This is a genomic window from Methylosinus sp. Ce-a6 (genome assembly GCF_009811655.1).
In the GTDB taxonomy this organism is placed as follows: domain Bacteria; phylum Pseudomonadota; class Alphaproteobacteria; order Rhizobiales; family Beijerinckiaceae; genus Methylosinus.
Genome location: NZ_BGJX01000020.1, coordinates 1 through 18,313, shown reverse-complemented (window position 1 = coordinate 18,313; position 18,313 = coordinate 1). Strand labels below are relative to the sequence as shown.

The following is an 18,313-nucleotide window of genomic DNA, read 5'->3' as shown; positions in this document are numbered from 1 at the left end:
TGCTTTGCCGCCCGTCGATCTCGAACCCGTCGGATTCGATTCGATCGACGCTTTTCGTCAGGACGATCTTCGCGACGCGTTCCGCGTCTTTCAGCGCTCGGCGAAGACGATCCTCTCCAGCGACGCAGCCCTGCGCCCAGCGCAGCCGGCGGATGCGGCGCTCTCGCGCGTCTGCCGGGCGGCTCTCTCCATAGACGCGCCGGCGCTGTCGAACGACGCCGCGCGCGACTTCTTCGCTTCGCGGTTCCGTCCTTTCCGCATCCGCGGCGCAGGCTTCGTCACCGCCTATTACGAGCCTGTCGTCGCCGCGCGCGAGACGCCCGACGCCGAATTTCGTGCGCCCGTTCCGGCGCGGCCGGCAGATCTCGTCACCTTGAACGACGCGCCGATCAGCGGCGAAGCGGGCGAGCCGCTCACCTCGGCGCGGCGCCGGCCGGACGGCGGCCTCGAGCCCTATCCGGATCGCCGCGCATTGGAAGAGGGCCCGCCGGACCTGCGGCCGAGGCCCATCGCCTATGCGCGCGACCGGGTCGATCTGTTTTTGATCCAGGTGCAGGGCTCGGCGCGATTGCGCTTTGCCGACGGGCGCGAATTGCCGCTCACCTATGACGGCCGCAATGGCCGGCCCTATACGTCGATCGGCCGGCTGCTCATCGAGCGCGGCCTCGTCCCGCAGAACGAAATGTCGCTCGAGCGGCTGAAGGCGGAAATCCGCGCGCTCGGCCAGGAGGACGGCGCGCCGGGCGCGCGGCTGATGCAGGAGAACCGCTCCTATGTGTTCTTCCGCGCCGATTCGTCTCCCGAACGGCGCGACGGGCCCATAGGCGGGCAGGGCTGCGCGCTGACGCCGCTGCGCTCCATCGCCGTCGATCGCTCGCTGTGGAGCTACGGCCTGCCCTTCTGGATCGCTGGAACGATCCCGTGGCGCAGCGCCGGCGCGGAGCCATTCGCGCGATTGATGATCGCGCAGGACACGGGATCGGCGATTCTCGGGCCGGCCCGAGCCGATCTCTTTTTCGGCGCGGGGGAGAAGGCCGGAGCGCTCGCCGGCCTCGTCCGCCACTCCGCCGAATTCACGGTGCTGCTGCCGCGGGACGCGGAGGGCGGCGATGACTGATCCGCCGCGCGAATCGCGTCGCTCACGCTTTCTGTCTCCCGAAGAGATCGAGCTCTGGAACAAGGTGACGGCCGATGTCCGGCCCTCGCGCGGCCGTCGTCGTCGCCCGCCGGAGGAGCCCGTCGTCGAACGTCCCGAGCCCAAGAAGGGAGCGGCCGCGACGGTCGCCGCGCCTTCGCCGCCGCCGGAAAAGAAGCCGCGTCCCCGACCGGCCCCGCCGCCGGCGGAAATCGACCATCGCACACGGACGAAATTGCGCCGCGGCAGGCTCGAGGTGGAGGCGAAGCTCGATCTGCACGGGCTGCGTCAGGCGGAGGCGCAGACGGCGCTCTATGATTTTCTGCGCCGCGCGCAGGCGGCGGGGGCGCGCATGGCGATCGTGGTGACGGGCAAAGGCGTTCGCAACGAGGAGGGCGGCGTGCTGCGCCGGCTCGCGCCCATGTGGTTGAGCTCGCCGGCGATGCGCGATCTCGTCGTCGGCTTCGGCGAGGCGGCCCGCCACCATGGCGGCGAAGGCGCGCTCTATGTGCAGATCAGGCGCCCGCGCGGAGCGAAGGCGTGAGATAGACCGTCATCGCTACGCTCCTCGCAGTGACGGATGTCATATCAGGCGGTCGCGCCTTCCTCGATCTTGCTTTCCAGCAGCCGTTCCGGCCGCGTCAGAAAGGCGGCGGGAATATCGGCCTTGGCGTCCTCGGTCGCGGCGCGGACCGGCTCGGGCGGCGTCGCCCAGACGAAGGCGTCGAGCTTGCCGGTGACCGGCGAGGCCGGGGCCCAGCGCCTGGAGATGACGCCATCGGCGATCCAGGCCGGATCGCGCGGGGCGCGCGAGCCGCGGGCGAGCCATTCGCGCACCGGACCGCTGGGGCCGTTTTCCGCATCCTCGACTTCCGCCATCAGCAGGCAGACCTGGGCGGTCGGCGTCTTGCCCTCGGCGACGAGCGGCGCCAGCGCCTTGCGCGCTGTCGCGAAATCGCGCGCCGCCAGCGCCACGCGCGCGACGAGAATTCCGGCCTCCGGCGAATGGGAGGCGCCGGCGGCGAATTTCTTCACCCGCGCCAGCCGTTCGGCGTTGGATTCGCTCGGCGCCACCTCGAGAAACGCTTCGGCGATGTCGGGATGCGGCTGTTCGGCGAAGGCTCTCTCCAAGAGCTTCAATGCCTTGGCGCTGTCGCCATGGCGGGCGAGCAATCGCCCGATCAGCGCGACGGTCGGCGCGAGATCCGGCGCGCGCTTCATCGCCTGACGGGCGAGATGCAGCGCCTCGCTCGGATGCTCCTCCTGCTTTTCCAGCGCCATGGCGGTCTCGACCACGGCGCGCAGGCGTTGCGCGGTCGGCAGATCGATGGCCTTGGCCTTCAGATTCGCTTCGATGGCGACGCGCGCCTCGTCCCAATTCGCCTGCGCGCCATGATGCTCGAGCAGCGCATGTCCGGCCCAGGGGAGCGGCGCGAGCCGATGCGCCTGATCGGCGAAATGATGCGCCGCCTCGTCGTCCTTGCGCCGCTTGGCCTCCATGTGCAGGCCGCGCAGGCCGAGAAGCCGCGTCTCGGAGAGCTGCGTCATCTCGTGGAAGGCGGTCTCGGCGCCGACGCGGTCGCCCTCGAGCTGAGCGACCTGCGCGCGCAGAAGATAGGTCAGCGGCTCCTTGTCGAGATATTTGACCGCGTCCTTGGCGGCCCGCTTGGCTTCGCCGAGATGGCCTGCGCCGGCCGCCACAATGCCGCGGGAGATCGCCTGAAACCCTTTTTCGCGGCGCTTGGCGCGGGAGCTCTGCTTGAGCCGCGCCGGCGCCTGGAAGAAATAGGCGATGATCGCCCAGGCGATGATGATCGCCGCGACCGTCGCGATCAGCGCGGCCGCGCCGACGACGAGCGTCGTCTCTATGTGATAGCCGCCCCAGTCGAGCGCGACCGAACCCGGCTGCTCGATGAGCCAGTGCAGGCCGATGGAGAAAGCGGCCAGAGCCGCCAGGAAAATGAGCAGCAGAATCATGGGTCGTCGATCCTCGCCTCGGCTGCACAGCGCATTCGGACGATCATGTCCGAATGCGCTCTGCGGCTATTCGAATTCGCATGTTCTTCTCCGAAAACCGCTTCGCGCTTTTCGGGGACATGCTCTAGTTCTTTGATTTTGCGAGCGCGTCGAGCGCGCCCGAGAGAATGGACGCGGCCGCCGTCTCGGCGGCGATCCGCCGCCTCGCCGTCTCTTCCCACTCGCGCGCGACGGTTTTGGCGTCGTCCGGGAATTCCCCGAAGGTCGCGAGCGCCGCTTCGATCTCGCCGCGATCGAGGGCCGCCTCCACTTTGGCGGCGATCTCGCCGATCGACGCCTTTTCCTTCTCGGCGGCGGTGCGGATCTTCACGAGCTTGGAGGCCCCGTGCAGCAGGCGGTCGGCCAGCGGCGCGTCCGGCTTCAGCTCGGCGGACTCCTCGAGATTGCGCGTGAGGGAATGGAAAGAGACGCGCAGCGCGCGGGCGTCCGGCGCGCCTTTCTTTGCGGAAGGGGCGAGCGCGGCGAGCGCCTCGGGGTCGGCGCCCTGCGCGGCGAGCGCGGCGAGCTCCGAGGCGTAAGGCGCGCCGCGGTCCAGCGCCCGCTGCAACGAGTTGACGACGACGAGAATATTCGTCGGATCGGGGCCCTTGGCCGGCTCGGCCGGGGGCGGTGGCGGCGGCTCCACGGCCTCGCGCGCGACGCGCGTTTCGCCCTTGGGCGCTTCGAGCTTCTCGCGCAGCTGGTCGAGCCGGTCGGAGAGCCAGTCGATGCGGCCCTCCAGGCCTCCGACATTATCCTCGATGTCCTGAAGCTTCGGGTTCACGCGAGGAGCCTCGCCGGCGGCGGCCGCCGCTCCCGAACGCGCTTGTTCGGCGAGCGCCAAGGCTTCGCGGGCGATTCGCTCCAACTCGTCCACGCGCCGCGCCAGCGCCTCCGTCGGCTCGTTGGAGAGCGCGGCGGTCGGCTTGGCCTCCGCCAAGGGCTTGGCGGGCGGCTCGGGAGCCGCGGCTGGAGCCGGAGCGACTGGCGCGGGGGCGGGAGCCGGCGTCGAGCCGGGCGCGGCCCAGGTGATACGATCGCCGCTGGAGCGCGGCGGCGCCGCAGGCTCCGGCGGCTTCGCCTCCATCGGCGGGACGGGCGCGGGAGCGCTCGTGTCGGCTTTGCCGAGATCGATCGGCGCAGGCGCTTTCGCGGGCTGGGCGGGCTTTTCGGCCTCGCCGGTCCATTTCACGACATTGTCGCGCAGCGCCGAGACGAGCTTTTCCGGCCGCGCGAAAGTCTCGTCCACCGCAGTGGCGAAGGCCGCGAGCTTCTCGTGCTTGTCGCGGAAGCGATAGGCGGCGATCGACCCCGCCGTCGCGAGGAGGCCGAGCGTCGCCGCGAGCAGCGTGAAGCGGTGCCAGTTCTTGCGGCGCTGCTTCGCCGGCGCAACCGGCTCTGCAACGGGCGCCGAAATTGCTTGGCCTTCAGAGCGCTCGGCCTCGGCCGGACGCTCGACGCTCGTCGTCGTCCAGACCTCGCCGGCCGTCGTTTCCGGGGCGTCGTGGCTTTCCGCTGCGGTGTCTCTGTCGTGCTGCGCCATGTTCCGGGGGCTCCTCGCCGCATCCTCTTATAGACGAGGCGGACTTTCCGCGAAACATCCGCCGCTTCGTTGCAGTCTCGGCGCGCCGGGAATTTCAGCCGCTCGCGAGCGCCAGCGTCCGCCGCGCGCCGTCGAGATGCAGCCGCTCCACCATGCGACCGTCGATCTGCGCCACGCCGATCGACGCATTTTCCGGCGCGTCGAACAGCTCGACGATTCTGCGCGCGAAGTCGACCTCGGCCGGCGAGGGCGCGAAAACCTCGTTGACGGTCGCGATCTGGCCGGGATGGATCAGCATCTTGCCGTCCATGCCGAGGTCGCGGCCCTGCTCGGCCTCCCGCCGGAGCCCATCGAGATCGTTGAAATCATTGTAGATACCGTCGACGATGTCGACGTCGTGCAGCCGCGCGGCGAGCACAGAGGCGGAGAGCCAGGAAACGAGCGCCGGCCGGCCCGGCGTCAACCGCGCGCGGGTCGATTTGGCGATGTCGTTCGGCCCCAGCATCATCGCCGAGAGCGGCGCCTCCTCTGCCGCGCTGGCGATTTTTTCGATATCGAAGAGCGCCCGCGGCGTCTCGATCATCGCCCAGAGCGTCGTATGGGCGGGCGCGCCCGCTTCCTTCATATCGCGCGCGGCGCGTAGAATGTCGTCGCGGCTATTCGCCTTGGGGACGACGATCGCGTCCGGCCCCGCCGCCGCCACGGCGGCGATATCGGCGGCGTACCACGGCGAATCGAAGACATTCACGCGCACGATGATCTCGCGGGAGCCATAGCCGCCGCCCTTCACCGCGGCGACGACCTGCTCGCGCGCCGTCTCCTTGGCGGCTTCCGCGACCCCGTCCTCGAGCTCGAACATCAAAACGTCGGCTGCGAGCGTCTTGCCCTTTTCCAGCGCTCTGGCGTTCGATCCCGGCATGGCCAGCACGCTGCGTCGCGGTCGCGAAATCATGGCTCTGTCTTTCTCCCCTTGCCTCGTCGGTCTCGCTCCACAATAAAGGAGCGGCCGCCGGCGCGCCATCGCCCGGCGCTTGCGACGGCGTTCTTTACAGAACGCGCATTGCGCCACGAGGAGCGACTATGACCGAAGCCGGCCCGAAAGAGCAGCCCGGCGACATTCTCCCCGCCCATCTCGCGAAAGGCTACGAGACCTTTCTCTCGGGGCGGTTCCGCGGCGAGCAGCAGCGGTTCCACGAGCTCGCGGCGGAGGGCCAGAAGCCGAGGACGATGGTCATCGGCTGCTGCGATTCGCGCGTCGCGCCGGAGGCGATCTTCGACGCCGGGCCGGGCGAGCTCTTCGTCATCCGCAATGTCGGCAATCTCGTGCCGCCCTATGCGCCGAACAACGACTATCACGGCACCTCAGCCGCGCTGGAATATGCGGTGATGGCGCTGAAGGTGCAGCATCTGGTGATTCTCGGCCACGCACAATGCGGCGGCGTGCGCGCCTATGCGGAGAGTCGAGCCGACCCGTATACGCGGCCGCTCTCGGCCGGCGATTTCATCGGCAGCTGGATCAAGCTGCTGGCCCCGGCGGCCGAGCGCGCCGGCGCCATTCCCGATCCGGTCACGCCCGACTATGTCGAGCGGCTCGCCTTCGAGTCGATCAAGCAGGGCGTCGCCAATCTGCGCAGCTTCCCCTGGATCGCCACGCTCGAGCAGCGTCATTATCTCTCGCTGCATGGCGCCTATTTCGGCGTGATGGACGGCAGGCTCCTCGTCCTCGACGAGGCCTGCGGCCAATTCTCGCAGATCGCGCCGCAGGCCCATGCCGCCGCCTTCGCGCAGCCGCGGTTCTAGTGGCTTGCATAAATGCAAATGAAGGCGCTCCGGCCCCCTCCCCACCCCTCCCCCGCGCGGGAGAGGGAGCAGATTCGGCGCTTCATCGAAGGTTCACGAGACGTTGCCGCCCCCCTCTCCCGCGCAGCGGGAGAGGGGGAGGGAGGGGGCCTTCGGGTCTTCCATTCGAGTAATCCAGACCATCCACTTCGGCTGGAAACGCTCTGAGGGCGAGAGGCTCATGTCGTCGCAAGCCGCTGCAATTCCACAGATTTCCGGCCTGTCGCAGCTCGCCGAGCGCTATGACGCGATCCTCTGCGACGTCTGGGGCGTGCTCATCGACGGCCGCTCGCATTTCCCCATCGCCGCGGCCGCGCTGGAGCACTTTCGCGCGCGCGGCGGAAAAGTGGCGCTCGTCACCAACGCCTCGCGGCCGAGCGAGGAGGTGCGCCGCCAGCTGGACGGCCTCGGCCTGCCGCGCGCCGCCTATGACGATCTCGTCAGCGCCGGCCAATTGACGCTCGAGCAGATGGTCGCGCGCAAGGGCGAGGCCTGCCATCATCTCGGCCCGCCGCGCGACAATGGGCTGTTCGAGGCCGCCGATCGCCTGCTCGGCGGAAAATTCCGCCGCGTTCCGCTCGCCGACGCCGATTATGTCGTCTGCACCGGGCTTATCGACGAGCGCCGCGAGACCCCCGACGACTATCGGAAAACGCTGGAGCTCATGCGCGAGCGCGGCCTTCCGATGCTCTGCGCCAATCCGGACGTTGTCGTCGCCATCGCCGGAGAGCTCGTCTATTGCGCCGGCGCGCTCGCCGAGCGCTATGCGGCGCTGGGCGGCGAGGTGGTGATGGCCGGCAAGCCCTATCCCCCGATCTACGCCGCCGCTTTGCGCAAGATCGCGGAGCTCTCGGGCGAGGAGCCTCCCGCCTCGAAGGTGCTGGCGATCGGCGACGGCGTGGCGACCGACCTGCTCGGCGCCGCGCGCGCGGGCCTCGACTCTCTGTTTCTGACCGAGGGCGTGCATCGCGACGATCTCTATCCGCCGCCGAAGCGCCGGCTGGACGCCGCCGCAATGGGCGCCCTTTTGGCGGGCGCCGGAGTCAAACCGGTTGCATTTGCGCCGTTTCTGGTGTGGTAGATGGAGAATCGGTCCGGCGGAGCCGCCGCCGGGCGAGAGTGAGCTGTGACCGGATCCATGTCGACGCCCTTCAAGACCTATTATTTCGAAGACCTCAGCGTCGGAATGCGCGAGACCTTGATGAAGGCCGTCATGGACGACGACGTCATCGCCTTCGCCGATCTCTCCGGCGACCGCAATCCGATCCATCTGTCGGACCATTTCGCCAGCAAGACCCGTTTCGGCGAGCGCATCGTGCACGGCCTCTACACGGCCTCGCTGATCTCCACCGTCATCGGCATGTATCTGCCGGGGCCGGGAGCGGTCTATCTGTCGCAGACGCTGAATTTCCGCGCTCCGGTCAAGATCGGCGACGTCATCCATGTCGTCGTCGAGATCGTCGAGCTGATCGAGAAGGGCCGCCGCGCGCGGCTGCATTGCGAGTGCCTGGTCGACGGCAAGGTGGTGCTGGACGGCGAGGCCTGGGTCATGGTGCCGAGCCGCGAGCAGGCGACCCGCGCCGCGCAATTGGCGAAGCCCGCCGCCTCGGCCTGAGACAGAACCTTTTCTCCGGCGGGGGAACGGGCGCGGACGGCGCCGGCGGCGCTTCGCGCCGGACTTACGCAATCGCGGCGCCGGCCGGCCGCCGCGGCGCCGAACAAGCGCCCTTTTTCGCCGCCACGCTCATGCAAGAGAAGCGCCTTGTCGGCCCACGGCATAGGGTCTTTCCGTGTTTCATTGAAACACGGAAAGACCCTGGGCTTTTGTCTCGACGCGTTTCCAGACGCCGAACCGGCGTCCACTTCGGCTGGAAACGCTCTAGTGGCTTGCGTCAATGAAAGTGAAGACGCTCGAACCCCCTCCCCAGCCCTCCCCCGCTGCGCGGGAGAGGGAGCAGATTCGGCGCTTCATCGAGAATACGCGAAACGTCGACGCCCCCTCTCCCGCGCAGCGGGTGAGGGAGGGGGCCTTCGGGTCTTCAGTTCGAATGACGCAGACCACTAGAAGCGCGGCGGGCGTCGCTCTTCCATCGATGTTCCGCCGAGGCGGCGCGCTCCGAATGACAGGAGCAAATCGCCTGTTCCGTGCTCGATGCGGCGATGAGGAGAAAGTCATGAGCGTGAGATTCCCGACGCTGCTCGGCGCCACGATGGGCGTCGGCCTCGCCTCGGCGGCCGGCGCGGGCGATCTCGGCTATCCGGCCTCCGCTCTCGGCGAGTTTTCGGCGAAGCCGCGCAGCTCCTTCGACAACGCGCCGCCGCTCGCCGCGGCCCCTCTCACTGCGGCCCCCTTGGCCATCCCGCTCTCCTCGGACCAGGCCGCGTCCCGGGGCGTGTCGCCCGCCCCGGTCGCTCAATCGGAGCCGGAAACGACCGCGCCGTCGCCCCAGGGGTCTTCGTCCCAGGAGGATTCGCCTCAGGAGACTTCGCCTCAGGAGTCTCGGCCCCACGACCAGACGCCCGCTTCGCCTGCGCCGGCGCCGCAGAGCCCCGCCACGCTCGATGAATATGAGGCGCGCTGTTTCGTGAAGATCGACGGCCGCGTTCTGATCGCCAAGACCTGCCGCATTCTGCGCGACAAGGACAAAGAAGTGATCTTCGAGATCGACGACGGTCCGCTGACGATCAAGCTGCGCCAGGGCCGCGTGTGGACCGCGCGGCTCAAGGACCGCGATTTCGGCAATGTCTATAAGACCGGCTCCTGCTGGGGCGCGCAGGGCTTCTACGCCTGCGACCGCGGGCGGATCTGAGCGCGGCCCTGCATCTCACTGCGATTTCACCCCGCGGCCTTCCTCCTGCGGCTCGCTGCGCAGCCCTTTGGGGCCGAGCGTCTTGGCGATGATCGCCTCGGTCGCCGAGGTCCAGCCGGGCTTGGCGTGGACGATCGGCGTCGGCCCCGCGCCCGGGACGAGGTGAACGAGGCGGAAGCCGCGCGTTTTGAGCTCCCGCAGAAACTCCGGCATCATCGCCGCCGTGGAGGGGCGCGGATCGTGGAACAGCACGATTCCCTTGCCCGCCGCCTCGAGCCGCGACAGGACGAGATCGAGCTCGGCGCGCGGCGTCATCTCCTGCCAATCGGAGGCCCAGAGATCGGCGCCGAACACAGTGACGCCCTTGTCCTCCAGCCAGCGCACGAGCTCCGGCGTGTCGGCGAAACCGGGAAATCGGAAGAAGGGAAAATGCGGATGCCGGCCTTCGAGGCCCGCCGCGGAATCGACGGCGGCGAAGCCTTTCTCGATGTCGGCTCTGGCCGCGCTCTCGCTCATCAGCCGCAGCGTGCGCGCCGGATGGCTGTAGGAATGATGGCCGGCGTTGTGCCCCTCGGCGACGATGCGCCGAACCAGCGCCGGCGCTTCGGCGGCATGGGAGCCGACGAGAAAGAAGGTCGCCCGCGCGCATTCCGCCTTCAGCGCCTCCAGCACCCGTTCGGTCGCGCCATGGGCGGGGCCGTCGTCGAAGGTGAGGACCAGCTCGCGATCCGCGAGCGCCAGCGTGCGCGGATAGGTCTGCAGGCCGAGGGCGAGCCTCTCGCCGCCGTCGATCTGGACGATGCGCGAGACGCCGAGCGCCTGCGGGCCGCACTCGGCGGCGCTCGCGGCCGGAATGATCGCGAGCAGGGCGGCGAAAGAGCAAAAGAGAGGGGAGAGTAGGCGCATCGACGGTTTGCTTTCCCGGCGCGGCGGGTTATGGGAGCCCTGCTCCCGGTCTCGCCGGCCGGGCGGAACCCTCGCGCATCGTTCAGGGCCCCATATGTCGCAAGACCATGAAAAATCGGCGCCTGCGGAAGGAAATTTTCGCGACGAAGAGACCGGCGAGCCGCGCGCCGATTTCGTCGCCGCGGTGGAAGAGGCCATCGCCGAGGGCGACTCCGGACATGTCAAGGAGCTCGTCGGTCCGCTGCATGAGGCCGATCTCGGCGCGCTCATCGAATTGCTCGAGCATGAGGAGCGCCCGCGCCTCGTCGAGCTGATGGGCGACGAGTTCGATTTCGCCGCCCTCACCGAGGTCGGCGAGTCGACGCGCGAGGACATTCTCGAGGAGCTGCCGGTCGAGACGCTCGCCGAGGCGATGCGCGAGCTCGAGAGCGACGACGCCGTCGCCATTCTGGAGACGCTGGAGCCCAAGGAGCAGGCGCAAGTCCTCGAGGCGCTGCCGGCGCAGGAGCGCATCGTGCTGCGCCGCTCGCTGGAGGCCGCCGAGGGCACGGCCGGGCGCCTGATGCAGACGACGCTCATCGCCGTGCCGCCCTTCTGGTTGGCGGGCGAGGTGCTGGATTTCTTCCGCGCGACGGAGCCGGACGAGCTGCCGGACAATTTCTTCGAGGTCTTCGTCGTCGATCCCGCCTATCGGCTGCTCGGCACCGTCTTTCTGGACGCGCTGGTGCGCGCCCATCCCAAGACGCGCGTCGAGGAGATCATGCAGGCGGACCGCCGCCGCGTGGAATTCGGCGAGGACACGGAAGAGGTGGCGCGGCTCTTCGAGCGATACAATCTCGTTTCCGTGCCGGTCGTCGACGAGGCGGAGCGGCTCGTCGGCGTCATCACCATCGACGACGTCGTCGACGTCATTCAGGAGGCGGCCTCCGAGGAGATCAAGGCGCTCGGCGGCGTCAATCCGCACGAAGAGCTCACCGACAGCTTCTGGTGGATCGTCCGGAGCCGTTTCCTCTGGCTGTTCATCAATCTCGGCACCGCCTTCATCTCGGCGAGCGTGCTGAAGGCGTTCGAATCTCAGCTTCAACAGATGGTGGCGCTCGCCGTGCTCGCGCCGATCGTGGCGAGCCAAGGCGGCAATTCGGCGACGCAGACGATGACGGTGACGGTGCGGGCGCTGGCGACGCGCGAGCTCTCGCGCTCCAACGCGATGCGCATCATCCTGCGCGAGCTGGCGACAGGCGCGTTGAACGGCGCGGCATTCGGGCTGATCACCGGGCTCGTCGCGGCCAATTGGTTCCAGAATGTCGGGCTCGGCCCGGTGATGGCGCTGGCCATGTTCACCAATCTCGCCGCGGGCGCGCTGGGCGGCATTCTCGTGCCCATGCTGCTCGATCGCTGGGAGGTCGATCCGGCCGTCTCTTCGAGCGCCTTCGTCACCACCGTCACGGACGTCGTCGGCTATGGTTCCTTTCTAGGCATAGCCACATTATGGTTCCACTTGGCGTGAATCGCGCGTCGCCCCGCGGCGAATCGCTCGGGGCGCGGTTTAACGCTTCGTTACCGGCTTGCGGGATATTTTCGCGCAATGCGATCGAACGAGATTTTCGCGGCCGCGGCCGCCGTCCTCCTCTCAACGGCCCTCGCCGGCTGCGGCAGCGGCGTCGACCCGACCTATCGCGGGCGCCCGCGCTTCTCCACCAGCGCGCCGCTCGTCAATGCGCGCAAGGACCCGAGCTATCTCGCCTATGCGGTGCCGGAATCGCAGCTCCACGCCTATCCGGCGACGCGCAGCGCCGAATTCTCCGTGCATGGCGTCGACGTCTCCAAATATCAGGGCGACATCGACTGGCAGGCGGTGAAGGAGTCGGGCGTCGCCTTCGCCTTCATCAAGGCGACGGAAGGCGGCGACGCGCTCGACTCCAAATTCCAGCGCAACTGGGCGGCCGCCAAGGCGGCCGGAATTCCGCGCGGAGCCTATCATTTCGTCTATTGGTGCCGGCCGCCGCACGAGGAGACGGGATTCTTCAAATCCGTCGTGCCGGCGGAGCCGGACGCGCTGCCGCCGGTGATCGACGTCGAGGCGACGCCGACCTCGCGGACCTGCAAGCGCACGCTCTATCGCGACGAGGTGCTGCGCGACATGCGCGTGATGCTCGAGGATTTGGAGCGCCACTACGGCAAGAAGCCGATCATCTACAGCTCGGTCGATTTCTATCAGGCGATCCTGCATTCGGGCGCCTTGTCGGACTATCCGATCTGGGTGCGCTCGACGAAATATCATCCGGCCGTGCGCTATGGCGACCGCAAATGGACCTTCTGGCAATATCGCTCCGACGGACGCGTGCCCGGCATTTCCGTCGCCGTGGACCAGAATGCGTTCAACGGCAGCCATCAGCAATGGCGCGAATGGCTCGCCGACACGACCGGCCTGAAGGCGCAGCCGGTCGTATCGGCGGCGGCGAAGCCGATCGACGATCGCGGCATCGAGAAGCTGATCGAGGACGATCCGGTGATGCTCCCCTCCGCGATGAAGAACGCGCAGTGAAATGTCTTTCGGCGTCTGGATGCGAGCTTGAAGGACGCGTTCTTCGCCGAAAAGACGCCCCTATTGACGCGCGCGGCCCCGCTCGCCACATCGGAGCGGGGCCTCGAGGGGCGGCCTCCTGAACCCGGTCGGAGCCGATGCGCGTCACCTCCCTCACTTTTTTCGCTATCGTCCTCGTCTCGGGCGTGGCGCGGGCCGAAGCGCCCGCCGCCGACTCCTCCCAGAGCGAGGCCGGACGATTCGCCATGAGCCCGGCCGAGGGCGGCTTGCTACGGCTCGACAAGCAGACCGGCGCGGTGTCCTTCTGCACGGTCGAGGGCGGGCTTTCCGTTTGCCGCGTCGCCGCCGAGGAGCGCGAGGCGCTGCAGGCGGAGATAGATCGCCTTTCCCGAGAGAACGCGCAATTGCGCGCCAGGCTCCCCGGCGCCGCTCCCGAGGCCGCGCCGCGCAAGGGCCTGCCCGGGGAGGAGGAGTTCGAGCGCGCGCTCTCCTTTACCGAAAGATTCTTCCGACGCATGATGAAGCTCTTCCGTGAGGAGGCGCCGAAAGGCGAGAGCCTCTGACAGGATTTTTCGCGTTGCTTCGCAGGCCGGGACGACCGCCGCCCCGGCCGTCATCGCGAGCGAAGCGAAGCGATCCAGGGCCGTGGCGCGGCTCCTGGATCGCTTCGTCGCTTCCGCTCCTCGCGATGACGGTCCCGCCCGGGAAGCGATCACGCGGAAAGTCGTGAGAGCACAACAGAGAGCGAAGGACGCGCATGGCCTCCAATAGTCGACTCCAGGATTTTCTCGGCGGGTCGCCGCTGCAGGTGCTCGTCAAGCTGCTGTTCGTGTCGCTCGTCGTCGGCGCGCTGCTGATGTGGCTCGAGATCGAGCCCATGGATCTGGTGCATGGCGCGCGGCGCTTCATCGACCGCATTTCCTCGCTCGGCTTCGGGGCGGTCCACACGGTCATCTCCTATGTGATCACCGGCGCGGCCATAGTGGTGCCGATCTGGTTCGTGCTGCGCCTCTTCAGCGCCGGGCGGCGTTGACCCGCGGTTTGCAGAAAATCCTTGCGCCCTGCCGCCGGCGAGAAGAATGAGAGCGGGAGCGCGGCCGCGGCCGGCCGCAAAACCATCGAGGAGCCGAAATGTCCACCACGCGAGGCAAGAGATCGACCGTTTTTCGCTATTTGACGGGGCCCGACGATGCGGAGTTCTGCAAGCGCGTGACCGAGGCGCTGAGCCAGGGCTGGTCGCTCTACGGCTCGCCCACGCTCACCTTCGACGCGACCAAGGGGCGGGTGATCTGCGGCCAGGCGATCACCAAGGACGTCTACGATTTCAATTATACGCCGGACGTGAATCTGTCCGACCTCTAGAGTCTTTTGTTTTGACGCGTTTCCAACGCCGAACCGGCGTCCACTTCGGCTGGAAACGCTCCAGATATGACGGGGCAGATGGAGTGGCGGGACGAAGGGCTCGTCATCGGCGTCAAGCGCCACGGCGAGTCGGCGGTCATATTGGAGCTGATGACGCGCGCGCATGGCCGCCATCTCGGCCTCGTGCGCGGCGGCGCCGGCCGCGCGCTGCGCTCCGTGCTTCAGCCCGGCAATAGCGTCGAGGCGCTGTGGCGGGCGCGGCTCGAGCAGCATCTCGGCGCCTTCGCCGTGGAGCCTCTGCGCGCGCGCGCGGCGCGGCTCATCGACCGCGCCTTCGCCCTGCATGGCGTCGGCCATCTCTGCGCGCTGCTGCGGCTTCTGCCCGAGCGCGATCCGCATGGCGATTTGCTCGATATGGCGGAGGTGATCGCCGATCGGCTCGATTCGCTCGAGCTCGCCCCCGCGCTGATGGCGCGCTTCGAGCTGGCGCTGCTCGCCGCGCTGGGCTTCGGTCTCGATCTCGAGCGCTGCGCGCTCACCGGGGAGACGGCCGATCTCGCCTATGTGTCGCCCAAAACGGGCCGCGCCGTGGCCCGCTCGGCCGGCGCGCCCTGGCGCGACAGGCTGCTGCCTTTTCCCGAATTTCTACGACAGCCGGCGCCGGCCGGGGCGGATGCGGGCGAGCTGGCGGCGGCCTTCCGCCTGACGGGACATTTTCTGGAGCGCGACGTCTTCGGCCCGCGCGGTCTCGCTGCGCCGCAGGCGCGCGCGCTCTATGTGGCCGCGGCGGCGGCGTCATAGGCCTTTTGATGCGAGCCTTCAGGCTCGCTCGACCGACATCATTCGTCGCAGACGACGCGCCGCTCGCGGCGGGTGACGCCATAGCCCTCGTCGAGCGGCACTTCGACCTCCTTGCACAGCGCCTGCGGCGAGCGGGCGCGGCGCGTGTCCTTTTTCTCCGCCGCATCCTCATGAAAAAAGGGAAGCCAGTCGAGCAGCGAGAATTCGACAGCCTTCGATCGGGCGCTGGCCGACGCCAAAGCGGCGCCGAGGGCGAATGCGAACAGCAGGGGCTTTTTCATGGGGGGCGGCTCGAAAGAACGGCGAAGCGACAATACGCCGAAAGCTCGGCTGTCTTAGTGGATGCGCCGCGGGACGGCAATGGTTCACGCCTCAGTCACGGCGGGATATAAACACGCGCGGCAAACGCCGAAAGGGCGGGATCGGGCGATATGGCGAAGAGCGGAACGACGGCGGAAGGAGGAGGCGGCGGGGATGCGGTGCCCGTCGAATTGCGCGCCGCGCTCGAGGAGCGCTATCTCACTTACGCGCTCTCGACGATCACCGGACGCGCGCTGCCGGACGCGCGCGACGGGCTGAAACCCGTGCATCGGCGCATTCTCTACGGAATGCAGATACTGCGCCTCGACCCCAACACGCCGTTCAAGAAATGCGCGAAGATCGTCGGCGATGTGATGGGCTCCTTCCATCCGCATGGCGATCAGGCGATCTATGACGCGCTGGTGCGGCTCGCGCAGGATTTCTCCTCGCGCTATCCGCTCGTCGACGGGCAGGGCAATTTCGGCAATGTCGACGGCGACGCGGCCGCCGCCTATCGCTACACCGAAGCGCGCATGACCGCGGTCGCGCGTCTGCTGCTCGAGGGCATAAACGAGGACGCCATCGACTTCCGCCCGAATTATTCGGGCGAGGAGCAGGAGCCGGTGGTGCTGCCGGCCGCCTTCCCCAATCTGCTCGCCAATGGCGCGCAGGGCATCGCCGTCGGCATGGCGACCTCCATTCCGCCGCATAATCTCAATGAGCTCTGCGACGCGGCGCTCTATCTGATCTCGCATCGCAGCGCCACCGCCGAGCAATTGCTCACCTTCGTGCAAGGGCCGGATTTTCCGACCGGCGGCATCGTCGTCGATCCGCGCGCGCAGATCGTCGAGACCTATCGCACGGGGCGCGGCTCTTTCCGCCTGCGCGCGCGCTGGAAAAGGGAAGAGAGCGCGCGCGGGCAGTGGGTCGCCGTCGTCACCGAAATTCCCTATGGCGTGCAGAAGTCCCGCCTCATCGAGAAGCTCGCCGAGCTCGTCGTCGAGAAGAAGGCGCCGCTCGCCGGCGATGTGCGCGACGAATCCGCCGAGGATGTGCGCATCGTCATCGAGCCGCGCACGCGCGCCGTCGATCCGGCGCTGATGATGGAGACTTTGTTCAAGCTCTCCGAGCTCGAGGTTCGTTTCCCCGTCAATATGAATGTGCTCGTCGACGGCGCCGTGCCGCGCGTCGTCTCGCTGGACGAGGCGCTGCGGCAATGGCTCGATCATCGCCGCGAGGTGCTGGAGCGCCGCTCGCGCCATCGTCTCGCGGAGATCGTGCGCCGGCTCGAAGTGCTCGAGGGCATGATCGTCGTCTTCCTCAATCTCGACGAGGTGATTCGCATCATCCGCGAGGAAGACGAGCCAAAGCAGGCGTTGAAAGCCGCTTTCGAGCTCACCGATGTGCAGGTCGACTATATTCTCGACACGCGCCTGCGCGCTCTGCGCAAGCTGGAAGAGATGGAGCTGCGCAAGGAACATGCGAAGCTCGGCGAGGAGAGGAAAGAGGTCGAGGCGCTGCTCGCCGACGAGGGCAAGCAGTGGAAGGCGATCACCGCGCAGATTCGCGAGCTGAAGAAGACGATCAACGCCAATCCCGTTCTCGCCGAGCGCCGCACCACTTTCGAGGACGCGCCCGAGGCGACCGACATCGATCTCGCCGAGGCGCTGATCGAGCGCGAGCCGATCACCGTGGTCGTGACGCAGAAGGGCTGGATACGCGCGCTCAAAGGCCATGTGGCCGATCTGACGCAATTGCAGTTCAAGGGCGACGATGGGCTCGACACCGCCTTCTTCGCGCAGACGACGTCCAAGGTTCTGGCGCTCGCCTCCAATGGCAAGGCCTATACGCTGGACGCCGCCAAGCTGCCGGGCGGGCGCGGCTATGGCGAGCCGATCCGCTTGATGGCCGATATCGACGAGGATGCGGCGATCGTGAAGGTTCTGCCGCAGACGCCGGACGCGCTGCTGCTGCTCGTCGCCGACGATGGTCGCGGCTTCGTCGTCTCGCAGAACGATCTCGTCGCGACGACGCGCAAGGGCCGCGCGGTCTTCAATGTCGAGCCGCCGTCGAAACTGAAAGTCGTCACGCCGGCGGAGGGCGACCATGTCGCCATCATCGGCGAGAATCGGAAGCTCCTGGTGTTCCCGCTCGCCGAGGCGCCGCAAATGGCGCGCGGCAAGGGCGTGCGTCTGCAGCGCTACAAGGACGGCGGCGTCGCCGACGCCAAGGTCTTCGCGCTGGCCGATGGCCTCACCTGGACCGATTCGTCCGGCCGCGTCTTCACCGTCGGCAAGCAGGAGCTGAAGGAATGGATCGCCCATCGGGCGGAGGCGGGGCGGCTGCCGCCGCGCGGGTTTCCGAAGAGCAATCGGTTCGGTTAGGACATCATTCTTGATCGTCGACCGCAAAAAAGTTTTCTAGCGGCGCAGCTTCAAGAACTTTTTGACTGTATAAAGGATCATCAACGCTTTTCCTCTTTTCGGCCTCGAAAAGTAAATCGGGGTCGAGAGGCGCCTTTAACAAAGCCAACGCGGCCGCTCGATATATACCTGCGATTGAGTCGGGTTCGTCTTTCGACGCGATAAAAAGAAATTTGGCGACGGCTCGCTCAAGTCCTGGATTGTCAAAGACGGATGCGTGATTCTCCTCAATGAGCGGCTAGCGCCATTCGTATTTTATTCGACAAAAATGAGCATCGCGTAATCCGAAGTCTGGGAAAAGGCCATGATTGGACGCAGCCACCGCAGCGACGCGCTTCGATCTCTTCACGAGATCGCAGCGGACCTGCATGCGGTCGGCGCGATCGACAAAGCGACCATGCGCCGCTTCGACATCGGCTGCTTGACGCCGGCCGAGCCGCTCTCTCCGGACGCCATCAAGAAAATTCGTGAAAAAGCCAATATGAGCCAGGCGACCTTCCAGGGCGATCGGGTGAAGAAATAGGTGACAAGACGCGTCTGAGCTGAATCTCTCGGCATCCTCTGATTCGATCTTTGGGGGATTGCGATGGACGCGAGCGGACGCGACTTCGAGGCTCTGGCCGAGACGACGGC

Annotated in this window: 19 protein-coding genes; 14 read left to right on the top strand and 5 right to left on the bottom strand. The window is 67.5% G+C overall.

Features of this window, described 5'->3' with window-relative positions; genetic code table 11:
- The first annotated feature begins 4 nt into the window (after positions 1 to 4).
- Positions 5 to 1,117 carry a murein transglycosylase A gene (locus Mspo_RS13275; protein WP_159730497.1) on the top strand — a complete coding sequence of 371 codons (1,113 nt, stop codon included), beginning with the start codon at positions 5 to 7 and terminating at the stop codon, positions 1,115 to 1,117.
- On the top strand, positions 1,110 to 1,679 hold the full coding sequence (locus Mspo_RS13270) for a Smr/MutS family protein (protein ID WP_159730495.1): 570 nt from the start codon (positions 1,110 to 1,112) through the stop codon (positions 1,677 to 1,679). Before Mspo_RS13275 ends, Mspo_RS13270 begins: the two co-directional genes overlap by 8 nt.
- Positions 1,680 to 1,723: 44 nt before the next feature.
- Here the strand turns inward: Mspo_RS13270 and Mspo_RS13265 are convergent, their stop codons facing one another.
- From Mspo_RS13265 to Mspo_RS13255, 3 genes are all read right to left on the bottom strand, one after another.
- The gene (locus Mspo_RS13265; RefSeq protein ID WP_159730493.1) at positions 1,724 to 3,112 is read right to left on the bottom strand and encodes a heme biosynthesis protein HemY; all 1,389 of its coding nucleotides are present in this window, start codon (positions 3,110 to 3,112) and stop codon (positions 1,724 to 1,726) included.
- A 124-nt stretch (positions 3,113 to 3,236) separates the two neighbouring features.
- A complete protein-coding gene (locus Mspo_RS13260) occupies positions 3,237 to 4,694 on the bottom strand; it encodes a COG4223 family protein (RefSeq protein ID WP_159730491.1) in 1,458 nt (485 codons plus the stop codon).
- 94 nt (positions 4,695 to 4,788) lie between these two features.
- Complete coding sequence (locus Mspo_RS13255) at positions 4,789 to 5,646, bottom strand: CoA ester lyase (protein WP_159730489.1); 858 nt, start codon at positions 5,644 to 5,646, stop codon at positions 4,789 to 4,791.
- Positions 5,647 to 5,774: 128 nt separating this feature from the next.
- Here Mspo_RS13255 and Mspo_RS13250 point away from each other — a divergent pair, with 128 nt between their 5' ends.
- The 4 genes from Mspo_RS13250 to Mspo_RS13235 all read left to right on the top strand — a co-directional run bounded on the left by Mspo_RS13250 (position 5,775) and on the right by Mspo_RS13235 (position 9,343).
- Entirely contained in the window at positions 5,775 to 6,494 is a 720-nt protein-coding gene (locus Mspo_RS13250) for a carbonic anhydrase (RefSeq protein ID WP_159730487.1), read from the top strand.
- A 220-nt stretch (positions 6,495 to 6,714) separates the two neighbouring features.
- Positions 6,715 to 7,614, top strand: a complete 900-nt coding sequence (locus Mspo_RS13245; protein ID WP_159730485.1) for a TIGR01459 family HAD-type hydrolase — start codon at positions 6,715 to 6,717, stop codon at positions 7,612 to 7,614.
- Between the two features lie 57 nt (positions 7,615 to 7,671).
- A complete protein-coding gene (locus Mspo_RS13240) occupies positions 7,672 to 8,148 on the top strand; it encodes a MaoC family dehydratase (protein ID WP_159730563.1) in 477 nt (158 codons plus the stop codon).
- A gap of 559 nt (positions 8,149 to 8,707) precedes the next feature.
- A complete protein-coding gene (locus tag Mspo_RS13235; RefSeq protein WP_159730483.1) occupies positions 8,708 to 9,343 on the top strand; it encodes a hypothetical protein in 636 nt (211 codons plus the stop codon).
- A 15-nt stretch (positions 9,344 to 9,358) separates the two neighbouring features.
- Here Mspo_RS13235 and Mspo_RS13230 read toward each other — a convergent pair whose 3' ends face one another.
- On the bottom strand, positions 9,359 to 10,249 hold the full coding sequence (locus tag Mspo_RS13230; protein WP_159730481.1) for a polysaccharide deacetylase family protein: 891 nt from the start codon (positions 10,247 to 10,249) through the stop codon (positions 9,359 to 9,361).
- 94 nt (positions 10,250 to 10,343) lie between these two features.
- On the opposite strand from Mspo_RS13230, the gene mgtE reads away from it, so the two are divergent.
- The 6 genes from mgtE (at position 10,344) to recO (ending at position 14,957) form a co-directional block, all read left to right on the top strand.
- On the top strand, positions 10,344 to 11,756 hold the full coding sequence (gene mgtE, locus Mspo_RS13225) for a magnesium transporter (protein ID WP_159730479.1): 1,413 nt from the start codon (positions 10,344 to 10,346) through the stop codon (positions 11,754 to 11,756).
- 78 nt (positions 11,757 to 11,834) lie between these two features.
- On the top strand, positions 11,835 to 12,794 hold the full coding sequence (locus Mspo_RS13220; protein WP_159730477.1) for a GH25 family lysozyme: 960 nt from the start codon (positions 11,835 to 11,837) through the stop codon (positions 12,792 to 12,794).
- Positions 12,795 to 12,931: 137 nt separating this feature from the next.
- Complete coding sequence (locus Mspo_RS13215) at positions 12,932 to 13,357, top strand: hypothetical protein (protein WP_159730475.1); 426 nt, start codon at positions 12,932 to 12,934, stop codon at positions 13,355 to 13,357.
- Positions 13,358 to 13,551: 194 nt separating this feature from the next.
- Entirely contained in the window at positions 13,552 to 13,827 is a 276-nt protein-coding gene (locus Mspo_RS13210; protein ID WP_159730473.1) for a DUF6460 domain-containing protein, read from the top strand.
- Positions 13,828 to 13,925: 98 nt separating this feature from the next.
- Entirely contained in the window at positions 13,926 to 14,156 is a 231-nt protein-coding gene (locus Mspo_RS13205; protein ID WP_159730471.1) for a DUF1737 domain-containing protein, read from the top strand.
- A 78-nt stretch (positions 14,157 to 14,234) separates the two neighbouring features.
- Entirely contained in the window at positions 14,235 to 14,957 is a 723-nt protein-coding gene (gene recO / locus Mspo_RS13200; RefSeq protein WP_159730561.1) for a DNA repair protein RecO, read from the top strand.
- A 38-nt stretch (positions 14,958 to 14,995) separates the two neighbouring features.
- Here recO and Mspo_RS13195 read toward each other — a convergent pair whose 3' ends face one another.
- Positions 14,996 to 15,238, bottom strand: a complete 243-nt coding sequence (locus tag Mspo_RS13195; protein ID WP_159730469.1) for a hypothetical protein — start codon at positions 15,236 to 15,238, stop codon at positions 14,996 to 14,998.
- A gap of 150 nt (positions 15,239 to 15,388) precedes the next feature.
- Between Mspo_RS13195 and parC the strand changes: the two genes are divergently transcribed.
- Together parC and Mspo_RS13185 are read left to right on the top strand one after the other, a co-directional pair.
- Positions 15,389 to 17,641, top strand: coding sequence for a DNA topoisomerase IV subunit A (gene parC, locus Mspo_RS13190; protein ID WP_159730467.1), 2,253 nt, complete (start codon positions 15,389 to 15,391; stop codon positions 17,639 to 17,641).
- 343 nt (positions 17,642 to 17,984) lie between these two features.
- Positions 17,985 to 18,203 carry a hypothetical protein gene (locus Mspo_RS13185; protein WP_244613437.1) on the top strand — a complete coding sequence of 73 codons (219 nt, stop codon included), beginning with the start codon at positions 17,985 to 17,987 and terminating at the stop codon, positions 18,201 to 18,203.
- The last annotated feature ends 110 nt before the right edge of the window (positions 18,204 to 18,313 follow it).

Excerpts from the sequence above, each read along its gene's own strand:
- Mspo_RS13195 (WP_159730469.1), bottom strand. The coding sequence starts at position 15,238 with ATGAAAAAGCCCCTGCTGTTCGCATTCGCCCTCGGCGCCGCTTTGGCG.
- recO (WP_159730561.1), top strand. The coding sequence starts at position 14,235 with ATGGAGTGGCGGGACGAAGGGCTCGTCATCGGCGTCAAGCGCCACGGC.
- Mspo_RS13265 (WP_159730493.1), bottom strand. The coding sequence starts at position 3,112 with ATGATTCTGCTGCTCATTTTCCTGGCGGCTCTGGCCGCTTTCTCCATC.
- Mspo_RS13260 (WP_159730491.1), bottom strand. The coding sequence starts at position 4,694 with ATGGCGCAGCACGACAGAGACACCGCAGCGGAAAGCCACGACGCCCCG.
- mgtE (WP_159730479.1), top strand. The coding sequence starts at position 10,344 with ATGTCGCAAGACCATGAAAAATCGGCGCCTGCGGAAGGAAATTTTCGC.
- Mspo_RS13220 (WP_159730477.1), top strand. The coding sequence starts at position 11,835 with ATGCGATCGAACGAGATTTTCGCGGCCGCGGCCGCCGTCCTCCTCTCA.
- Mspo_RS13185 (WP_244613437.1), top strand. The coding sequence starts at position 17,985 with ATGATTGGACGCAGCCACCGCAGCGACGCGCTTCGATCTCTTCACGAG.
- Mspo_RS13230 (WP_159730481.1), bottom strand. The coding sequence starts at position 10,249 with ATGCGCCTACTCTCCCCTCTCTTTTGCTCTTTCGCCGCCCTGCTCGCG.
- Mspo_RS13215 (WP_159730475.1), top strand. The coding sequence starts at position 12,932 with ATGCGCGTCACCTCCCTCACTTTTTTCGCTATCGTCCTCGTCTCGGGC.
- Mspo_RS13250 (WP_159730487.1), top strand. The coding sequence starts at position 5,775 with ATGACCGAAGCCGGCCCGAAAGAGCAGCCCGGCGACATTCTCCCCGCC.
- Mspo_RS13245 (WP_159730485.1), top strand. The coding sequence starts at position 6,715 with ATGTCGTCGCAAGCCGCTGCAATTCCACAGATTTCCGGCCTGTCGCAG.
- Mspo_RS13255 (WP_159730489.1), bottom strand. The coding sequence starts at position 5,646 with ATGATTTCGCGACCGCGACGCAGCGTGCTGGCCATGCCGGGATCGAAC.
- Mspo_RS13205 (WP_159730471.1), top strand. The coding sequence starts at position 13,926 with ATGTCCACCACGCGAGGCAAGAGATCGACCGTTTTTCGCTATTTGACG.
- Mspo_RS13240 (WP_159730563.1), top strand. The coding sequence starts at position 7,672 with ATGTCGACGCCCTTCAAGACCTATTATTTCGAAGACCTCAGCGTCGGA.
- parC (WP_159730467.1), top strand. The coding sequence starts at position 15,389 with ATGGCGAAGAGCGGAACGACGGCGGAAGGAGGAGGCGGCGGGGATGCG.
- Mspo_RS13270 (WP_159730495.1), top strand. The coding sequence starts at position 1,110 with ATGACTGATCCGCCGCGCGAATCGCGTCGCTCACGCTTTCTGTCTCCC.
- Mspo_RS13235 (WP_159730483.1), top strand. The coding sequence starts at position 8,708 with ATGAGCGTGAGATTCCCGACGCTGCTCGGCGCCACGATGGGCGTCGGC.
- Mspo_RS13210 (WP_159730473.1), top strand. The coding sequence starts at position 13,552 with ATGGCCTCCAATAGTCGACTCCAGGATTTTCTCGGCGGGTCGCCGCTG.